This is a genomic window from Peribacillus sp. RS7 (assembly GCF_041956845.1).
Lineage (GTDB): Bacteria > Bacillota > Bacilli > Bacillales > DSM-1321 > Peribacillus.
In genome coordinates this window covers 1905114-1922739 of the sequence record NZ_CP168135.1, presented here as the reverse complement: position 1 = coordinate 1922739, position 17626 = coordinate 1905114, and the positions used below count along the sequence as shown (strand labels likewise).

21 protein-coding genes and 1 pseudogene are annotated in these 17626 nt (G+C 42.3%); 16 read left to right on the top strand and 6 right to left on the bottom strand.

Annotated features, from left to right (window positions below; translation table 11 throughout):
* Nucleotides 1–19: 19 nt before the first annotated feature.
* The 8 genes and pseudogenes from ACDZ29_RS09855 to ACDZ29_RS09820 form a co-directional block, all read left to right on the top strand.
* A pseudogene (locus ACDZ29_RS09855) lies at nt 20–559 on the top strand (permease DsdX); the annotation flags it as partial.
* A 22-nt stretch (nt 560–581) separates the two neighbouring features.
* Nucleotides 582–2126, top strand: coding sequence for a gluconokinase (gntK, locus tag ACDZ29_RS09850; protein ID WP_375090756.1), 1545 nt, complete (start codon nt 582–584; stop codon nt 2124–2126).
* Nucleotides 2127–2221: 95 nt separating this feature from the next.
* Nucleotides 2222–2698: a Cys-tRNA(Pro) deacylase gene (gene ybaK / locus ACDZ29_RS09845; RefSeq protein WP_289327100.1), complete on the top strand. Its 477-nt coding sequence runs from the start codon at nt 2222–2224 to the stop codon at nt 2696–2698.
* Nucleotides 2699–2787: 89 nt separating this feature from the next.
* On the top strand, nt 2788–3906 hold the full coding sequence (locus ACDZ29_RS09840) for a PRK06851 family protein (RefSeq protein ID WP_289327099.1): 1119 nt from the start codon (nt 2788–2790) through the stop codon (nt 3904–3906).
* A 155-nt stretch (nt 3907–4061) separates the two neighbouring features.
* Nucleotides 4062–4928, top strand: coding sequence for a Cof-type HAD-IIB family hydrolase (locus ACDZ29_RS09835; RefSeq protein WP_289327098.1), 867 nt, complete (start codon nt 4062–4064; stop codon nt 4926–4928).
* A gap of 26 nt (nt 4929–4954) precedes the next feature.
* Nucleotides 4955–6049: a PQQ-dependent sugar dehydrogenase gene (locus ACDZ29_RS09830; protein WP_375090755.1), complete on the top strand. Its 1095-nt coding sequence runs from the start codon at nt 4955–4957 to the stop codon at nt 6047–6049.
* Nucleotides 6050–6522: 473 nt separating this feature from the next.
* Complete coding sequence (locus tag ACDZ29_RS09825; protein WP_375090754.1) at nt 6523–6942, top strand: MarR family winged helix-turn-helix transcriptional regulator; 420 nt, start codon at nt 6523–6525, stop codon at nt 6940–6942.
* Between the two features lie 18 nt (nt 6943–6960).
* The gene (locus ACDZ29_RS09820; RefSeq protein WP_289327092.1) at nt 6961–8166 is read left to right on the top strand and encodes an MFS transporter; all 1206 of its coding nucleotides are present in this window, start codon (nt 6961–6963) and stop codon (nt 8164–8166) included.
* A 148-nt stretch (nt 8167–8314) separates the two neighbouring features.
* Here the strand turns inward: ACDZ29_RS09820 and bshB2 are convergent, their stop codons facing one another.
* From bshB2 to pdxK, 3 genes are all read right to left on the bottom strand, one after another.
* Nucleotides 8315–8980, bottom strand: a complete 666-nt coding sequence (bshB2, locus tag ACDZ29_RS09815) for a bacillithiol biosynthesis deacetylase BshB2 (RefSeq protein WP_289314261.1) — start codon at nt 8978–8980, stop codon at nt 8315–8317.
* Nucleotides 8981–9077: 97 nt separating this feature from the next.
* Nucleotides 9078–9425, bottom strand: a complete 348-nt coding sequence (locus tag ACDZ29_RS09810) for a YojF family protein (protein ID WP_034315946.1) — start codon at nt 9423–9425, stop codon at nt 9078–9080.
* Nucleotides 9426–9550: 125 nt separating this feature from the next.
* Nucleotides 9551–10375 (bottom strand): pyridoxine/pyridoxal/pyridoxamine kinase, encoded by an 825-nt coding sequence (gene pdxK, locus ACDZ29_RS09805; protein ID WP_375090753.1) that lies wholly within the window; start codon nt 10373–10375, stop codon nt 9551–9553.
* A 201-nt stretch (nt 10376–10576) separates the two neighbouring features.
* Here pdxK and ACDZ29_RS09800 point away from each other — a divergent pair, with 201 nt between their 5' ends.
* Genes ACDZ29_RS09800 through ACDZ29_RS09780 form a run of 5 tightly spaced genes read left to right on the top strand, consistent with a single transcriptional unit; the run spans nt 10577 to nt 13125 of the window.
* Complete coding sequence (locus ACDZ29_RS09800) at nt 10577–10750, top strand: hypothetical protein (protein ID WP_375090752.1); 174 nt, start codon at nt 10577–10579, stop codon at nt 10748–10750.
* 5 nt (nt 10751–10755) lie between these two features.
* The gene (locus ACDZ29_RS09795; RefSeq protein ID WP_375090751.1) at nt 10756–11391 is read left to right on the top strand and encodes a molybdenum cofactor guanylyltransferase; all 636 of its coding nucleotides are present in this window, start codon (nt 10756–10758) and stop codon (nt 11389–11391) included.
* Nucleotides 11381–11845: a molybdenum cofactor biosynthesis protein MoaE gene (locus tag ACDZ29_RS09790; RefSeq protein ID WP_289314265.1), complete on the top strand. Its 465-nt coding sequence runs from the start codon at nt 11381–11383 to the stop codon at nt 11843–11845. Before ACDZ29_RS09795 ends, ACDZ29_RS09790 begins: the two co-directional genes overlap by 11 nt.
* Nucleotides 11838–12071 carry a molybdopterin converting factor subunit 1 gene (gene moaD, locus ACDZ29_RS09785; protein WP_289314266.1) on the top strand — a complete coding sequence of 78 codons (234 nt, stop codon included), beginning with the start codon at nt 11838–11840 and terminating at the stop codon, nt 12069–12071. The genes ACDZ29_RS09790 and moaD overlap by 8 nt, the downstream gene beginning before the upstream one ends.
* Before the next feature lie 34 nt (nt 12072–12105).
* Complete coding sequence (locus ACDZ29_RS09780) at nt 12106–13125, top strand: MoeB/ThiF family adenylyltransferase (protein WP_375090750.1); 1020 nt, start codon at nt 12106–12108, stop codon at nt 13123–13125.
* 100 nt (nt 13126–13225) lie between these two features.
* On the opposite strand, the gene ACDZ29_RS09775 is transcribed toward ACDZ29_RS09780, so the two are convergent.
* Together ACDZ29_RS09775 and ACDZ29_RS09770 are read right to left on the bottom strand one after the other, a co-directional pair.
* Entirely contained in the window at nt 13226–13546 is a 321-nt protein-coding gene (locus tag ACDZ29_RS09775; protein WP_289327087.1) for a general stress protein, read from the bottom strand.
* Between the two features lie 136 nt (nt 13547–13682).
* On the bottom strand, nt 13683–15116 hold the full coding sequence (locus ACDZ29_RS09770) for a phospholipase D family protein (RefSeq protein ID WP_289327086.1): 1434 nt from the start codon (nt 15114–15116) through the stop codon (nt 13683–13685).
* A 150-nt stretch (nt 15117–15266) separates the two neighbouring features.
* Between ACDZ29_RS09770 and ACDZ29_RS09765 the strand changes: the two genes are divergently transcribed.
* From ACDZ29_RS09765 to ACDZ29_RS09755, 3 genes are all read left to right on the top strand, one after another.
* Nucleotides 15267–15947 carry a uracil-DNA glycosylase gene (locus ACDZ29_RS09765; protein ID WP_375090749.1) on the top strand — a complete coding sequence of 227 codons (681 nt, stop codon included), beginning with the start codon at nt 15267–15269 and terminating at the stop codon, nt 15945–15947.
* A 269-nt stretch (nt 15948–16216) separates the two neighbouring features.
* Nucleotides 16217–16474, top strand: coding sequence for a YwdI family protein (locus ACDZ29_RS09760; protein ID WP_289327084.1), 258 nt, complete (start codon nt 16217–16219; stop codon nt 16472–16474).
* 25 nt (nt 16475–16499) lie between these two features.
* Entirely contained in the window at nt 16500–16868 is a 369-nt protein-coding gene (locus tag ACDZ29_RS09755; RefSeq protein WP_054398573.1) for a DUF423 domain-containing protein, read from the top strand.
* A gap of 106 nt (nt 16869–16974) precedes the next feature.
* Here the strand turns inward: ACDZ29_RS09755 and gerQ are convergent, their stop codons facing one another.
* Complete coding sequence (gene gerQ, locus ACDZ29_RS09750) at nt 16975–17514, bottom strand: spore coat protein GerQ (protein WP_289327083.1); 540 nt, start codon at nt 17512–17514, stop codon at nt 16975–16977.
* Between the last annotated feature and the right edge of the window lie 112 nt (nt 17515–17626).

Here is a 17626-nt window from a genome sequence, read left to right as displayed (position 1 = left end):
TTTGGTTCCTATATATCTCATTGGAGAACCGATCATCGCCCTCATGGTCCTCTGTGGTGGTTTCATACTTTACATTAGGTTACGCTAGGGGTATTAATAAAGTAGCACTAAACCAATTCATGTCAGCCTGCCTTGCTCCACCTGCCTCCATTATCTTGATTATCGGAGCGGGCGGTGCATTTAAAAATGTATTGAACACGGGCGGAGTGGGTGAAGCCGTTGCAAGTTAACGACATTCTTTGATATTTCACTAATTCTGTTTGGCTGCGTTGCAGCTATGATTCGTGTAGCCACAGGTTCAGCAATTGTCGCGATGACAACTGCGGTAGGTATTGTGCTGCCGATCATCTTCTGTACCAGGTGTTAATATTGAATTGCCGGTCCCTGCAATCGGTTCAGGTTCATTCATTCTATCCCACGTGAATGATGCCGGATTTTGGATGATCAAAGAGTTCTTTAATTTACAGTCGCACAAACGCTAAAATCTTGGACGGTTATGGAAACGATTGTATCAGTCGTTTCACTTATCCTAATCTTACTATTGAATTCAATTGTTTAAGAGAGAGGAGCATGATGTTAGTATGGGACAATCAGGTTATATGATGGGGATCGATATTGGTACGACGAGTACGAAGGTTGTTCTTTTTTCAAAAAGGGGGGAGGTTGTCCAATCCTGTTCGAAGGGATACCCTCTTCACAGTCCAACGCCTTCGGTTGCGGAACAAGATCCAGAAGAAATTTATAAAGCGGTCATCATTGCAATAGGCGAGGTTATGATTACAAGCGGAATAAAGAAGGATGAACTGGGTTTCATATCGTTCAGTTCGGCGATGCATAGCTTGATCGCCATGGGTAAAGACGGTAATCCGCTTACGAATAGCATTACATGGGCGGATAATCGAAGTGCTGCCTATGCGGGGAAATTGAAGGCTTCGGAACAGGGGATGCAATTGTATCACAGGACGGGGACGCCCATTCATCCAATGTCCCCAATCACGAAAGTAATGTGGTTAAGAAGTGAGCATCCCGGGACTTTTAACGAAACGGACAAATTTATAGGGATTAAAGAATACATCATCTATAAATTTTTCAATGAGTATGTGATGGATTATTCGCTCGCTTCTGCAACGGGCATGTTCAACTTGAATGACTTGAATTGGGATGAAGAGGCACTCACCATTGCTGGAATTGGGGCTGACAAGCTGCCAACGCTTGTCCCCACAACGCATATTCTCTCAGGGTTAAGTGAGGAATTAGCTGCAAAAATGAACATTCAGGCAGGTACCCCGTTTGTTATTGGCGCGAGTGATGGCGTGCTTGCGAACTTAGGGCAAAACGCCATCAAGCCAGGCGTTCTGGCAGTGACAATCGGAACGAGCGGTGCAGTAAGAACCGTTAGTGACCGACCGCTTACCGACCCGAAAGGCAGGACATTCTGCTATGCCCTTACTGAGAATCATTGGGTAATCGGTGGACCGGTCAACAATGGGGGAATCACCTTCCGATGGGCACGGGATCAATTAGGACGTGTGGAAATCGAAAAAGCGAAGGCTTCTGGACAGGACTCCTATGAGATACTGACGGATATGGCTTCCAATATTGCACCTGGATCGGATGGGTTAATATTCCATCCGTATATGGCAGGGGAACGGGCGCCATTATGGAGTGCCGATGCAAGGGGCTCCTTCTTTGGACTGGCTCTTCATCACACTCGTGACCATATGGTCCGGGCAGTACTGGAGGGTGTGATGTATAACTTATACAGTGTCCTTCTTGCTGTTAGGGAACTGACTGGTGCTCCTGAGAAAATTCATGCAAGCGGTGGGTTTGTCCGCTCGAAGCTCTGGCGTCAAATCATGGCTGATATATTTAATCAGAACGTGACAATTCCAGAAAGCTTTGAGAGTTCGAGCTTAGGTGCCGCCGTTCTGGGGTTGTACGCTTTAGGGGAAATCGAGAGCCTCGATGAGGTTGAGGGTATGATTGGTGAAACGAATGAACTTGTCCCAATCGAAGAGAACGTTAAAGTGTATGAAGAATTAATGTCGATTTATTTATCCGTGAGCAGGAATTTAGAAGACGACTATAAGAGGATCGCTGATTTCCAAAGACGTCATTTAGAATGAATATAAGGAAAGCACAGATGCATGAGCACTGTGCTTTTCTTTTTGCCTGTATTTAAAAATGGTAAGATGAAGAAAACGATAAGGGGATTTATAATATGGGAGCAAGTAAAACGAATGCAATGCGAATTCTAGATAACAAACGTATAGAGTATGGCATGATGAGTTATGATGCCACCGATGGAAAAATCGACGGGATCACTGTTGCGGACAAAATTGGAAAAGCGCCAGAAACCGTTTTTAAAACGCTTGTTACCCATAACGGACCACAGCAGCTTTATGTATTCGTCATTCCTGTAGCCACCGAACTGGATTTGAAAAAAGCAGCGAAGGCGGCAGGGGCAAAAAAAATAGAAATGCTTGCAGTTAAAGACCTGCAAAAATACACAGGGTACATTCGGGGAGGCTGTTCCCCGATCGGAATGAAAAAGCAATACCCGACCTTTATCGATGAAAGTGCAGCAAACCTGCCTGAAATCATCGTAAGCGGAGGGAAGATCGGTACACAGATCGTTTTAAAACCGTCAGAATTCCTGGAGGTCACACAAGCGGAATCTGTAGGCCTAATAAAATAGACTGTTGACCTTTAGGCATTCACCTATTAGGTCTTTTCTGCATACGCTGTCTTGAAGTTCACATCTGTATTGTGAGGGAGAGTGTGAAAGTGACAGGAAAAGTGATGCATTATTTCGCTGGAGGCAATACGGCTAAAGGTTTTTATAGTTTATATGATTCCAATTTAGCAGGCCTGGAAAGATTATTCATATTAAAAGGCGGACCTGGTTCCGGTAAATCGACCATAATGAAAAAAATCGGCCAAGAATGGCTGGATAAAGACTATGACATCGAGTATTTACATTGTTCGTCCGATAATGATTCCATTGATGGCGTGATCATACCGGCTTTGAAAATCGGACTCGTGGATGGGACCGCGCCGCATGTGATTGAGCCGAAGGCACCTGGGGCCATTGAGGAATATGTCAATCTAGGAGCTGCCTGGAATTCCCAGCAGCTGGCTTCTGAAAGAGCCGCCATCATAAGATTGACGAATGCGAGAAGCAAGAGTTTTGAGAAGGCATATGCCCTATTCGCTGAAGCATTGAAGATACATGATGAATGGGAAGACATTTATAAAGCAAATATTGATTTCGCAAAATTGAACGGGTTGACCAATAAATTGATAGAAGGCTTTTATAGAGATATCATCCTCAATAAGAAGTCGGATGTTCGTCACCGATTCTTAGGGGCCGCTACACCAAAGGGTGCAGTTGATTTCATCCCCAATATTACTGAGGGAATACAAAAACGGTACTTTTTAAAGGGACGCCCAGGTTCAGGGAAATCAACGATGCTGAAGAAGATTGCAAAGGCTGCGGAACAAAGAGGCTTTGATGTGGAAGTATATCATTGCGGTTTCGATCCGCATAGCTTGGACATGGTAATTGTCCGGGAGGTAGGGATCGCCATTTTTGACAGCACATCCCCTCATGAATATTTCCCGAGTTGTGAAGGTGATGAAATCATTGATATATATAAAACGGCCATCCTGCCAGGAACGGACGAAATTTATGCTGATCAGTTAAAGGATGTTTCCTCCAGGTACCGGACGAAAATGAATGAAGCGACAGCCAGTCTGGCTAAAGCAAAAGAGTTGCATGACGAACTTGAAAAGATTTATGTAAAAGCGATGGACTTTACAGCCATCGATGACATTCAAAGAGACATCCACGAACAGATTATTGAACGGGCACAGGAAGTGGATAGCCAAACGATCCTGCATTAAAAAAACAAACTGCACCTATCTTAATTAGGTGCAGTTTATTTATATACATAATTGGATTAAGTCACACCAAGAATCGATATGGGTTTGTTAAACGTGTTTATCCACGCCGATTCGGTTAAAATAGGGATTATATTGAAAAGAAGGAGCCGGTTGAATTGATAAAGACGATTGCGATTGATATGGACGGAACATTGTTAAACAAAATGCAAAAGGTCAGTGAGGAAAATAAACATGCAATCCAGAGGGCGCAAAGTGAGGGAGTGGAAGTGATCATTGCTACTGGAAGATCTTATGTTGAAGCAAGGTTCGCTTTAGATGAAGCAGGAATCGTTTGCCCTGTAATCTGTGTAAATGGTGCTGCCCTCTTCACGGAGGATGGAAAGATTGCTGCTTCCAATCCAATGTCAGCTGCCACTGCTAAAATGGTCGCTGGATTCCTCGAAGAACAAGGGATTTATTTCGAAATATATACGAGTCAGGGGATTTATTCTAAAGACTATGAAAACGCAATATCCGCTTTGGTTGATGTATTCGTTACAGCCAATCCGGACATTGACCCTGAGAATATGCGGAAATATGCGGAGGAGCGTTTACAGCTTGGACAGGTAACTTCCATTTCCGATTATTCCGAGTTATTCAGCCATTCGAATGTGGAATATTATAAAATTCTCAGCTTCTCAAAAGATTTAAGTTTATTGAATCAAATTGCAACGAAATTGAAAGGACAGGGAGTTACAGTCACTTCATCAGGACGTGAAAATGTGGAAATCATGAGTGGGACAGCTCAAAAAGGTACGGCACTTGAAACATATGTGAATGAAAAATCCGGTTCGATGCAGGAAACCATGGCCATTGGGGATAATTATAATGATGTATCCATGTTTGAACGGGTAGGTTTGTCTGTCGCAATGGGAAATGCCCCGCTTGATATTCAAAAACTGTGTGATGAAGTAACAGGCAAGAATGATGAGTCCGGTGTAGCGGAGGCCATTTTAAAGGTACTTAAACAGTCAGCCTATTAAACTCATGAATCGGAAGGGGAAAAGTTTTGAAAAAATGGCTCTTATTTTTCCTTATGGCAACAATGACTTTAACTGGTTGTAACATGAATGAAGAGGACAGCAAAACCCAGCCGAATCCTGATAAAGAAGTGACGGGCACTTTAGGAGAAGATCCGGATGTGCTAGTAACGAACCTGCATATCCCATGGTCGATTCAGAAGGAAGGGGACACAATGTATGTCTCAGAGCGGACAGGAACCATCGTAGCATGGGACAAGGGTAAGATGACACGGCAAAAGGTCAACCTTAAAAAGACATTGTCTACAAAAGCGGAAGCTGGGTTACTTGGATTTTCGTTAACTCCCGATTTCGCTAAGAGCAGGCAAGCTTTCGCCTATTATACGTATGAAGAAGGCAGGGAATCCATCAATCGAATCGTCATTTTACAAAAAGATGATGATAAATGGCAGGAGATGGAGACCTTGATCGATGGCATACCAAGCGGGGAATTCCACCATGGTGGCCGAATCAAGATTGGACCGGACGATAAGCTATATGCAACAACAGGTGATGCAAGAAAGCCGGAGATCGCACAGGACATAGATTCTTTAGGCGGGAAGATTTTGCGCATGAATCTGGATGGCACCATTCCGAAAGATAATCCTTTCGGGAATTCATACGTCTATTCATACGGTCACCGCAATCCACAAGGTCTGGCGTGGGATGAAGTCGGACAATTGTATGAAAGTGAGCACGGCGAATCGGCTCACGATGAATTAAATAAGATCGATCCAGGTAAAAACTACGGCTGGCCAGAAATAGAAGGCGATGAGCAAAAACCTGGTATGGTAAATCCATTGATTCATTCCGGTGAAAATACATGGGCTCCTTCTGGAATGGCCTATTTTGACGGAAAGCTTTATTTTGCAGCATTAAGGGGCGAAGCGCTTAAGGGTTATGATGTACAGAGCGGAAAACTGACTAATATCATTACAAGCTCAGGAAGGATACGTGATGTTTTCGTAGATGGAGAATCCCTTTATTTCATAAGCAACAATACGGATGGCCGAGGAAATCCTGATGAAAAAGACGATAAGCTATATCGTTTGCCACTATCTCGGTTAAAAGGAAATATGCCCTGAAGTTATCAATGCGAAGGAGCTACAAGTCGGAGACGAGGTGTTTGTGAATCATGATAACACCGTTTCGAATGAGGTTGTCCAAGATCCATTGCATTATATTTAATATTAAAGATGATTCTTCAATCTCTCCCGGAAGCCTCGCTTTTAATAGCGGGGTTTCATTTTTTATATGGCCTCGAAGCATCGACCACAAAGAGCATGGCCCCCATTTGACCCAACCTCACGAGTAAAAGCGTGAAATTCACGAGTAAAAGCGTGAAACTCACGAGTAACGCCCAAACTCACGAGTAAAAGCTCCAAATTCACTACCAAACACGAGTAGCACGAAATAATGTGCACGAACTCCTGCAAAGGGTATCTTTTTGTTGTGTCAAACAGTGTGCATACAATTATTTTCGTTCATCCGAAGGCTAGACATTTCTAGTGAATAGGTGTATAGTTACCTAGGTAACTAATTTACAGGAGGAATACCTTTGTCCTTTAATAATGGTTTTTTTCATCATAACTTACAATTTTCAAGGTCATTTACTAAAAAATTAAATGAACAATTGGCCAAGGTTGATCTTTTTCATTCTCAATGGTCGATTGTATATTATCTGAATGAGTTTGGCTGTTCTACGCTTGTTGAAATAAGCACTTATCTAGATGTGGAGAAACCGACGGTAACGAGGACGGTAAACCGGTTGGAGGAACTTGGTTTGATTGAACAAATCCCAGGAAAAGATAAGCGGGAGCGGAGAATACAGTTAACGGAGTCAGGTGTAAGGACTTATCAAAAGGCCAAAAAGGTAGTTGAAGAATTTGAACTTCAATTAATGAGCGGTTTGGCTGAAGAGGATCGAGAGGCAACGTTACGAACGTTGATTTTCCTGAAGGAAAAATTAAAACAATAGTAAGGAAGAAGGATTGAAATGAATCACAAACCGAAATTGTGGACGAAAGACTTTCTGATTGTCTCGTCTGCGAACTTTTTTCTATTTTTAACTTTTTATGTCTTGATGGTGACATTGACCATTTACACGATTGATAACTTTCATGCGTCGCAAGCACAAGCGGGACTTGCCTCAAGTATTTTTGTCCTCGGGGCTGTGCTTGTCAGACCGATTGCAGGGAAAAAAATTGACAAGATCGGCCGCAGAAAAATGTTGCTTGGATCCTTGATTCTATTCCTGATCGCATCCATTGGCTATTTCCTGGTTAATAGTTTATCCCTATTATTGATCGATCGGCTTATTCACGGTTTTGCTTTTGGCCTTGCCACTACGGCAACTGGAACGATTGCTGCAGATATCATTCCGAATGAGAGACGCGGGGAAGGGACAGGTTACTTTGCCATGAGTACCAATTTGGCAATGGCGTTCGGTCCGTTTATTGGATTGCTGATCACACAGCATTTTAGTTATTCCATCATTTTCTATGCTGCCTCTTTATTTGCCGCGTTTTCTTTAGTGGCATCGTTATTCATGAATGTTCCTGAAGGAGAAAAAGGCAGAGCTTCACAACAAGAAGGATTTAAAATTAGTGATTACTTTGAAAAAAAAGCTCTGCCCATTTCCATTTTTATCGGATTTGCCGGATTTACCTATTCGAGCATTTTGTCGTATTTAACATCTTTTGCAAAGGAAATGGATTTAATGGATGCGGCAAGTTTTTTCTTTGTCGTATTTGCTGTATTCCTTTTGGCGTCCCGTCCGTTTACAGGAAGAATGTTTGATGTGAAGGGGGAGAATGCAGTCATTTATCCTTCGCTCTTACTATTTGCCGTGGGTATGGTCATTCTCAGCCAATCCCATCATGGTATTACGCTTCTGATTGCCGGTGCCTTTATCGGAGTGGGATATGGTACGTTCCAATCAAGCTGTCAAGCCATTTCCATTAAGGAAGCACCATCAAATCGGATGGGATTAGCCACATCCACGTTTTATACAATGTACGATTTTGGAATCGGTGTTGGCCCATTCCTTTTGGGATTCCTTATTCCATTTACCGGCTTCAAAGGGTTGTTCATAGGAATGTCGGTCTTGGCATTCGCTCTTATAGGGATTTACTTTTTCGCACATGGTAGAAAAGCCGCGGCAAGAAAGAAAATGCAGCGAGAAGAACGCTTGTCTGCTTAATTTTTTGAATATGCATGTATGAAATAATCAAAAATGGGGATGCTTATATTATGATTAATTTTCCAAAGTATCCCCCTTTTCTCCGCCTGTAATCCACAGGCGTTTTTTTTATGCCATAAACAAAAAAACCGCCTAATTGGCGGTTTCTTTAAAATTTATAGGTCCATAATCGTTCTTTGCGGATCCAGTCGAGAAAATCAGCATCCTGATTTTCGAATTTCTCTTTCCAATCGATCACCATTGCCTGCGTTTGCGAACGGTGGGCAGTGAATGTAGCTACCTTTTTTTCTTCGACGGCAGAGATATCATGGATGATGTCAGGCTGCCCTAACTCATCGATGCAGTTATTGGAGAACGCGACACAATGAAGTTTAGGTCTCTCTTTCTCTTCCATTCTTTCCACGGCCCGAACCACAGCCCGTGCTGTCGCTTCATGGTCTGGATGGACACTGTATCCTGGATAAAACGTTATGATCAATGAAGGATTCAATTCATTGATGGCTTCGGTAAATAATGAAGTCAGCTTTTCATCATCTTCGAATTCAATTGTCTTATCACGCAATCCAAGCATGCGCAAATCTTGGATGCCCATCGCATTTGCTGCATCGATTAATTCTTTTTTGCGAATTTTAGGGAGCGATTCCCTTGTTGCAAATGGAGGATTGCCTAAATTACGTCCCATTTCTCCTAAAGTTAAACATAAATAGGTGACAGGAGTGCCAGCTTCTCTATGGAGTGCCAGCGTTCCGGAGACCGAAAAGGCTTCATCATCGGGATGTGGGAATATAACTAATACATGACGTTCTTTTTCCAAGGTATATTTCTCCTTCCGTTCTACTTACAGTAAGTATGGTTATCGGTGAATGGGAGTTTTCATCGGAATTATATTATACATATCAAGCTAGTCGTGATCATTCAAAGGGAGTAGGGCTGAGCTGCATGGAGACAGCAAGTTTTCCGGAAAAATCAAGGCCTGCCAACAGCAATCTCCCTTGTTCATCCATTTCGAAGTGGTTGACGCCTTCAGCATATACCCAGCCAATATTGAGCTTCAAGCCGATGCGGTAGGGTCCATCCCCAACTATCTTCCCATGTTCATACTGGATAAAAGCATTACGAATATAAGCACCTGCCGAAAAGAAAGCTTCATCTACATGAGTGGCATAGGCGCCATTTGTCGTTTCAAGGTGAAGATATACATCTTGTCCGGCGAAAGAATCAATAGCATTTTGCACCTCTGTACGGTCTATAGGTTTCATTCTATAATTTCCTCCTTAACTGGGCGGCTAGATAAGCTTTTCCTTCTTTTCATTCTACTAAATAAAAACAAAAAAAGCGAAAAAGGCCGCTCGATGAATTTGAGCAGCCATTAAACTTTGGTCTATTATTTTGTGTTTTCAGCATTTCCATATTTATGGTATGCACCATGATTGACAGGTCCAACATAGTCATTCATCTTCCAAGAATGGCGAACCGCCTCGGTAATGAAGTCTTTTGAAATGAGGACAGCCTCACGCGGACTTTTCCCTTCAGCCAATTGAGCTGCAATGGCTGCTGACGATGAACAGCCGGCACCGTGTGTATTGGTTGTTTCGATTTTCTCGGATTCAAGGATCTCAAATTCTTTTCCATCATATAAAAGGTCGATGGCTTTGTCATAATCCAGTTTATTACCGCCTTTGATCAAGACATATTTTGCACCAAGTGCATGAATCTTTTCGGCTGCACCCTTCATATCATCGATCGTTTTGATAGGCGCTGTTCCTGCTAACTGAGCAGCCTCGAACAGGTTAGGCGTAACTACAGTTGCACGTGGAACAAGTAGTTCACGCAGGGCTACAGCCGTTTCAGGGTGCAATACTTCATCTTCACCTTTACATACCATAACTGGATCGATTACGACTTTGTCCAGTTTCAACTCGTCTATTTTACGGGCAACAAGTTCAATGATCTCCACTGATCCAAGCATTCCCGTTTTCATGGCATCAATGCCGATTGATAGAATCGTTTCGATTTGGGCTTCCAAAACCTCGACCGGTGTAGGGAATACATTATGTGACCAGCCGTTCTTGGGATCCATCGTAACGATTGTCGTTAAGGCGGACATACCGTAAACGCCGAATTCTTGAAATGTCTTTAAATCTGCTTGAAGACCCGCGCCGCCGCTCGAATCCGATCCGGCAACTGTCATAGCTCTTGTCATAGTCATTATGTGACCTCCTCAGGAGAATTGGATTTCGATATTATCAGCATACCAGATAATATGCTATTTTTAGAATATACCAAAATTTCTTTTATGTAAAACTTAGTTTTCACCCTAAAATGAGTGCCTATAAGAAGGAGATGGAATGGCCTCGCATAAGCCATTTTTAAAATTGAAATAATACATGGATTTCAGGAAATTGGATAGATGGGCCGCCTGCTTTTAAGCTTTGAATCCTATTTTCCATCTTTTGATATACAAAGCAAAGTTTGTGAAAGTGTCATTATTTTGAAAATTGATTTAAAATATTTAAATATAGTGGACATATTTATTATAGCTTTACCGTTGGATGCTGGATTAAACCCCAAAAAGGGAGGGTGATTCGTATGGAGTGGACAATGTTGCTGTTAGCTGGTGGGAAATCAAGCCGTATGGGAGTGAATAAGGCCCTGTTGACCATAGGTGGCGTTGTGAACATTTCAAGAGTGGCATCCGTATTGAAAAAGGTATCAGAAAACATTCTGGTCATTACGAATACATTTGAAGATTATCGTTTTCTGCAACTTCCGTTAATACCGGATTTACATAAAGATCAAGGACCACTTGGGGGATTGCATGCAGGGATGGCCTCCTCGAAAACGGAGCTCCAATTCCTTACAGCCTGTGATATGCCGTTTGTGAGTGCAGCTGCCATAAATGATATCATATCCTATTATGAACCTGAATTCGATGCAGTCATTCCGGAGATAAATGGCAGGATTCAGCCGCTTTTTGCTGTTTATCATAAAAGATGTCTTCCTGTACTGACAGAATGTTTATTGAAAAACGAATTAAAAATGAGTCTGTTTTTGGAAAAGATTTCGGTGAAAATCATGAAGGAAAGCGACTTTAAGATATATCATGAAAATCCTGAACATTTTCAATACCTTTTTTTCAATATGAATACGAGGGAAGATTATCAAGAGGCAGGTTATATTAGCCAAACCGAATTATATAAAAAGGATGGTAGACATGAATTATAAAATTTCAAAAGAGCCGATTGTCATCCAGGAAGTGATTGATAAAGTAGTAGAGAGGAATGCAGGTGCCGTCACGACCTTTATTGGTACAGTGAGGGAAATGACGAAAGGAAAAAAGACCCTCTTCTTAATTTACGAAGCATATGAACCGATGGCCATCAAAAAATTAGAGCAAATCGGATCTGAGATCAAGGAGCGTTGGCCTGATGCGGAAACGGCGATCACCCATCGTGTAGGTAAACTTGAAATCACGGATATCGCAGTCGTAATTGCCGTTAGTACGCCACATCGAAATGATGCATATGAGGCAAACAGGTATGCAATTGAAAGAATTAAAGAAATCGTCCCGATTTGGAAAAAAGAACATTGGGAGGATGGGGAGACATGGGTCGGAAACCAGTTGGAAACCGTTTCATATCCAAAAGGAAAACCGGAAGAGGTGGATATCAATGATTAATGTACTTTTATTTGCCCAATTGAAAGATGCGTTAGGCAAAGAGACTCTTTCTATAGAAGGAAATGGAATGAGTGTGGCCCAGCTAAAAGGAAAGATGAGGGTGGAATTTCAATTGGAAGGTCTTGAATCCGTGATGACAGCGGTCAATGAAGAATTTGCCGACGATGACACGGTTCTATCTGATGGAGATACAGTAGCTTTCATTCCACCTGTCAGCGGAGGCTGAGAGAATCGGATCGAATTGGAGGGGAGGGTTTACAGTGAAAGAGCGTTATTCAAGACAGACTTTATTCGCCCCCATTGGTGAAGGCGGCCAATTGAAAATCTTGAAGAAGCATGTCTTACTTCTAGGGGCAGGGGCTTTGGGATCTGCTAACGCCGAGGCCCTTACTCGTGCGGGAGTAGGGAAGCTTACAATTGTCGACAGGGATTATGTGGAGACTAGTAATTTACAGCGCCAACAAATGTATACGGAACGGGATGTCGAGGAGAATCTGCCAAAAGCAGAAGCGGCAAAGCGTCATTTATTTGAAATCAATCATGAAGTTGAAGTGAATGCCATCATCATGGATGCAACCGCCCAGAACCTTGAACAGCTGCTTGGTGATGTTGATTTGATATTGGATGCGACCGATAATTTTGAGACACGGATGATTATAAATGATTTGTCACAAAAGCTTCAAATACCTTGGATTTATGGGGCATGTGTGGGGAGTGTGGGCATGACTTTGACCATTCTTCCCGGACAGACGCCATGTTTGCACTGTTTACTTAAATCTATCCCCATTCAAGGAATGACCTGTGACACAGGAGGAATCATATCGCCAGCTGTAACGATGGTAGTGGCACACCAAACTGCCGAAGCTTTGAAAATCCTTGTTGAAGACTGGAAATCGGTTCGACCTGCACTTGTTACTTTTGATCTGTGGAGGAATCAATACCAAACCGTTCGATTAACAAAAGCTAAAAAGAAAGATTGTCTCTCTTGCGGAGATCAGAGGACATATCCCTTTTTAACTATGGAAAACGCAACGAAAACTGCGGTTCTTTGCGGAAGGGATACTGTACAGGTAAGACCGCCAAAACCTTTGAAACTTCAACTCGATAAATTAGCCAAGGAACTGAATGGCAGCGGCTATTTGGTAAAATTCAATCCATTTCTACTCTCTTGTGAAAAAGCCGGGGAACGTATTGTCATTTTCAAGGATGGCCGGGCGTTGATTCACGGCACGAAGGACATGGTCCATGCAAAGGCCACGTACCAAAGAATTCTGGGTTAATGAATATAAAAAACGAGGCTGCCGATTAAGGAGCCTCGTTTTTTATGAATCCATATAGGGTAATGGTTTTCGGGTATTAGTGTGTAACCCCGCTTTTTTCTTATTTGGAAGCAACGATGACGACTTTTCCTTCGTCAAGCACTTCCTCGTAACGTTCTGCCTCCATATCACTAAGGCCAAGGTTGCTCATTCGATTACGAAGTTCATCGCCGCGTGATTTAAAGAGATTTCCAACGGAATCAAGGAAACCCTGTTCCTTCATGCCTACATCTTCTGTATTTGTATTCTCGGTAAGGTGTTTTGAACGGGTTTTATCATGGGCAAACAAATATACATCGTCCTTCGTATAACCTGATGTGACTAGTTCATCGATTTTTTCCTTTGCTTGTAAACCGTTTTCTACTACATGTACTTGATACATATAAACTCCTCCTTGAATTTCAGTGTAAGATTCTCTTGGATATAGGTAAATGGAATCTTGCTTATTACAGTTCTTGATTGGCTATAGTAGTATATAACCTTATTTGGTTACCGATAAACATTTATACCGAATTTATTCAGTAAGTGGTGAAGCGGAACACCTTCTGGATGCGGTAGGTCAAGTATTTGAAGACAGGCAGTTTCTTCTGATATTCACTGTAATCAACGGTGTATGTTCCATTTTGATTTGTCCATAGTCTTTGAAAATAGCTATCGACATCATTAGAAACGTCCGCATCATTTGGAGCATGGATTTCAACATTGGCTTCAAGGTTATAGTCATCTAGATTACGTGATGTATAATTAGCCGATCCTCCAAGAATAATCGTTTCATTAGCCTTTTGGATCATCATCAACTTTGTATGGAACTGTTCTTTATCTGTTTTGTACCAGCGGATCGAGATATTTTCATCCCCAAGTTTTTCGAATTCAGCGGCAACTGGAAGATTAGGAAGCCCGATTTTCTCACTTCCGAAAGCATTTTGATTCGGATCCAATATCATTTGGATCTTTACACCACGTTTAGCTGCATCGGTTAATGCTTCGACAACATCACGATCGGCAATGTAGAACATGGCAAGATGGATCTTGTCGCCTTTTTCTGCATCCTTTATTACTTTAAGGACATGTTTATTGATTTTTCCTTCCGTTAGCAATTGTACCGATATCGGTCCTTTATCTGCTGATGCCCCTTTGAACTCAGGAAATGACTTTGGACCTCCCGAGAATTTCGAAGCTGCTTCTTCGGCTTTAACAAAGTCGCCGATGATATTCCCATCCATCTGAAACGCAATATTGGAATGGAATCCACTTGCGTCATGAGGATTGGCAGAAGAGATGATGGCCGTTTTTTCGGTAGCGACCACTTTTCTATGATTGGCCTTAATATTCATCAGTCTAAGATAAGAACGAAAGGTGACCTTTGGTGCGCTTTTAGCCATTGGATTCACAATCCATCCTTTCCCGCTTTCACCGAACCATTGGAAAAAGGTCCGATACACACCTGAATAGAGGGGATTCGGATCCCGAAGCCGGTCTAAGTTGGTAACGATGACATCAATGCCATTTTTCTTCATCGTTTCCAATGCCTCTAACTGGTAGGCATTATAGGAAGTATTCACTTCATCAGTAATGAAGATAACCTGGAGGTCAGGTTTCTTTTTCTTCTGTTCAACCAGTTTATCCTTCAGATTCTCGGTTAACTTCGGGAAGTTCATCTTTTCATCATAAAAAGCATTAAACAAAAACATATCGATTACGATAAAAGAATCAGCGTCTTCTATGGCTTGATTTATGGTTTGGAAAATTCGCTGCTCATGTTGCAGATTCCCTTGTTCATCGTGATAGGAAAGGTCATAGATGAAATCAATATCCTCGACATGATGAACCTTCCCTTCATAAGAAATGCCATCAGGGAGAGGCTTGTAGCTGTTATAGACGATTACGGCCGTAATGACGATCAAAATGCAGACAAGCAGATAAAACAGTTTTCTTTTATACCATTTTTTCATAGGGAATCCTCCAACATGGATAAATTGCTTGCTAACTATCTATTTTCCCACATAGGGGTATATAGAAACATAAATCTTAATCTATGGAAAAAGGTAAGGCGATTAGTTTGATATAATATAGTTTCAAAAGGTTGAAAGGGGCTGTGGCACATGGAAAAGCAGTTATTAACAAATGATTGGTGGCCTCTATTGGAAGAGGAATTCAAAAAAACATATTACCAGGAGCTAAGGGAATTTATAAAGCAGGAGTACAGTCAGCAAGTCATTCACCCGGAACAAGATGATATCTTCAATGCGCTTCACTATACCTCTTATGAAGACGTAAAGGTTGTCATCCTTGGACAGGACCCTTATCATGGCCCGGATCAAGCGCATGGCCTTAGTTTTTCAGTTAAGCCGGAGGTTCGCATCCCGCCTTCTTTAAGAAATATCTTTAAAGAGTTACACACTGATCTAGGATATGAGGCTCCTGATAATGGTTACCTTGTTGAATGGGCGGGACAGGGGGTGCTTCTATTGAACACAGTCTTGACTGTCCGCGAGGGAGAGGCTCATTCACACCGAGGAAAAGGATGGGAAAATTTCACGAATCAAGTTATTCGCCTATTGAATGAACGTCCGAAACCGGTTGTATTCATCCTGTGGGGGAAACCTGCTCAATCCAAAATCCCTTTGATTGATGAAACCCGTCATAGAATCATTAAGTCCGTCCATCCTAGTCCGCTGTCTGCCTCCCGTGGTTTCTTTGGCAGCAAACCTTTTTCCAAAACAAATCAGTTGCTGGTGGAAATGGGGGAATCCCCAATTGATTGGAAAATCTCGAAGCGATGATATGGGCAAGAAAAAGGAACGGGTGAATTGTATGGCGTGCTGTCATTTCTATATAACTTGGGATCCCAGGTTTCCAAAGGGCTGCCGTGCGTTTCAATTCAAAACATCAAACCTGCCCTCTCTTGAGGTCTTTCGTTCTTCAGGACAACCATGCTTGAAATTTCACTCCAAGCCAATTAAAAAGTAGGGATATGCAAGGTGTTTTCTTCTCTGATTTTTGCTATGCTAGTTATGAAAGTTTTGACCTGTAAATAGACGAGGTGGTAAAGGTGGATATTTCATCAAGACAAATGTTAGATAAAATCGAAGAGCTTGTTTTGAAAGCGAAACAGGCAAATTCAGAAGATAAGGTGCAGGGGTATGTAATTGCCATTAAGTCCCTTTGTGAAGTAATGGTTGATGAAAAGGCTGGGAACATCAGCATCCCGAAGCCAATCACATTGAGCCAGCCCGTTATGTCGGCTACATCGAATGTAGAACCGGTTAAAATGGAAGAAGCCAATGGGGAATCCTTGTTTGATTTTTAAATTAGAGTAGGGGAGCGAAATCATAGTGAAACTGTTCATCATTTTAGGTGCATTGAATGGGTTTATTGCTGTAGCACTAGGTGCATTCGGTGCACACGGACTGGAAGGGAAAATTCCTGATAAATATTTAGAAACATGGCAAACCGCTGTTCAATATCAAATGTTCCATGCGGTGGGTTTATTAGTGCTTGGTTTATTGGCTGGGAAGATTTCAAGTCCGCTAATCAACTGGTCCGGCTGGCTCATGCTAATAGGAATCATCCTGTTTTCCGGTAGTCTATTCGTTCTTAGCGTTACGCAAATCAAGGTCCTGGGAGCAATCACACCGCTTGGCGGAGTCTCATTCTTGGTTGCTTGGGTCCTAATGATCATTGCTGCATATAAATACTTGTAATGAAGACAGCTGATCTTCTTAGGTCAGCTTAATTAGAAAAGTCCCCCCAATAAAGAAGAGCCTCAAAATCAAATAGATTCTGAGGCTCTTCTTTATGGAAGTTTCTTCACCTTGGCGGATAGGTGGCAAGCCCAGCGCCTCCAAATGGATAGTCATATTCGATTTCCTCATCAAACGTTACATAATCTAAGTATACCATCGGAATTAAGTATCGTTTTCCCGTTTCAGGGTCGCTTATGATCAAATGATCGCGTCCTGCAGCCTCGATGATTCCTTTGAAGATCACTGCATTCCATTCCGTGTTGTTTTCAAACGTGGTATAAACAGTGGCTAATTTCCCTTTATTCAAACGCAAAATGTTCTCGATGTACGACGCTTCGACCGGTAGCATGCCAGGTATCTGTGGTCCGGAAGTGCCTCCGTTCATCATCATGGGCACTTGTTGTTGCGTGCCTCCATTCATCGTCATGGGCACTTGTTGTTGCGTGCCTCCATTAGTGGGCATTTGTGGCTGTTGGTATGCTTGCTGCTGGTAACCCTGTTGCGGGTTAGGATTCTGCTGCCGCAGGTTAGGCTCATTATTTTCATAGGGGTAATAGGGGCTTCCTCCGTACGGGTAATTACCATAAGGATTATTTTGTGACATTGCATTCCCTCCTAAAAGGTTTATTTGATTTTGTGGAATTTGGACAATCCGAGAGTGTGGAATGGGAGAAACAGTGCGATTTATAGCGACCGGTAGTTCTGGATAATCCCCG

Excerpts from the sequence above, each read along its gene's own strand:
- gntK (WP_375090756.1), top strand. The coding sequence starts at position 582 with ATGGGACAATCAGGTTATATGATGGGGATCGATATTGGTACGACGAGT.
- ybaK (WP_289327100.1), top strand. The coding sequence starts at position 2,222 with ATGGGAGCAAGTAAAACGAATGCAATGCGAATTCTAGATAACAAACGT.
- ACDZ29_RS09820 (WP_289327092.1), top strand. The coding sequence starts at position 6,961 with ATGAATCACAAACCGAAATTGTGGACGAAAGACTTTCTGATTGTCTCG.
- ACDZ29_RS09810 (WP_034315946.1), bottom strand. The coding sequence starts at position 9,425 with ATGAAACCTATAGACCGTACAGAGGTGCAAAATGCTATTGATTCTTTC.
- pdxK (WP_375090753.1), bottom strand. The coding sequence starts at position 10,375 with ATGACTATGACAAGAGCTATGACAGTTGCCGGATCGGATTCGAGCGGC.
- ACDZ29_RS09800 (WP_375090752.1), top strand. The coding sequence starts at position 10,577 with ATGGGCCGCCTGCTTTTAAGCTTTGAATCCTATTTTCCATCTTTTGAT.
- ACDZ29_RS09795 (WP_375090751.1), top strand. The coding sequence starts at position 10,756 with ATGGAGTGGACAATGTTGCTGTTAGCTGGTGGGAAATCAAGCCGTATG.
- ACDZ29_RS09790 (WP_289314265.1), top strand. The coding sequence starts at position 11,381 with ATGAATTATAAAATTTCAAAAGAGCCGATTGTCATCCAGGAAGTGATT.
- moaD (WP_289314266.1), top strand. The coding sequence starts at position 11,838 with ATGATTAATGTACTTTTATTTGCCCAATTGAAAGATGCGTTAGGCAAA.
- ACDZ29_RS09775 (WP_289327087.1), bottom strand. The coding sequence starts at position 13,546 with ATGTATCAAGTACATGTAGTAGAAAACGGTTTACAAGCAAAGGAAAAA.
- ACDZ29_RS09770 (WP_289327086.1), bottom strand. The coding sequence starts at position 15,116 with ATGAAAAAATGGTATAAAAGAAAACTGTTTTATCTGCTTGTCTGCATT.
- ACDZ29_RS09765 (WP_375090749.1), top strand. The coding sequence starts at position 15,267 with ATGGAAAAGCAGTTATTAACAAATGATTGGTGGCCTCTATTGGAAGAG.
- gerQ (WP_289327083.1), bottom strand. The coding sequence starts at position 17,514 with ATGTCACAAAATAATCCTTATGGTAATTACCCGTACGGAGGAAGCCCC.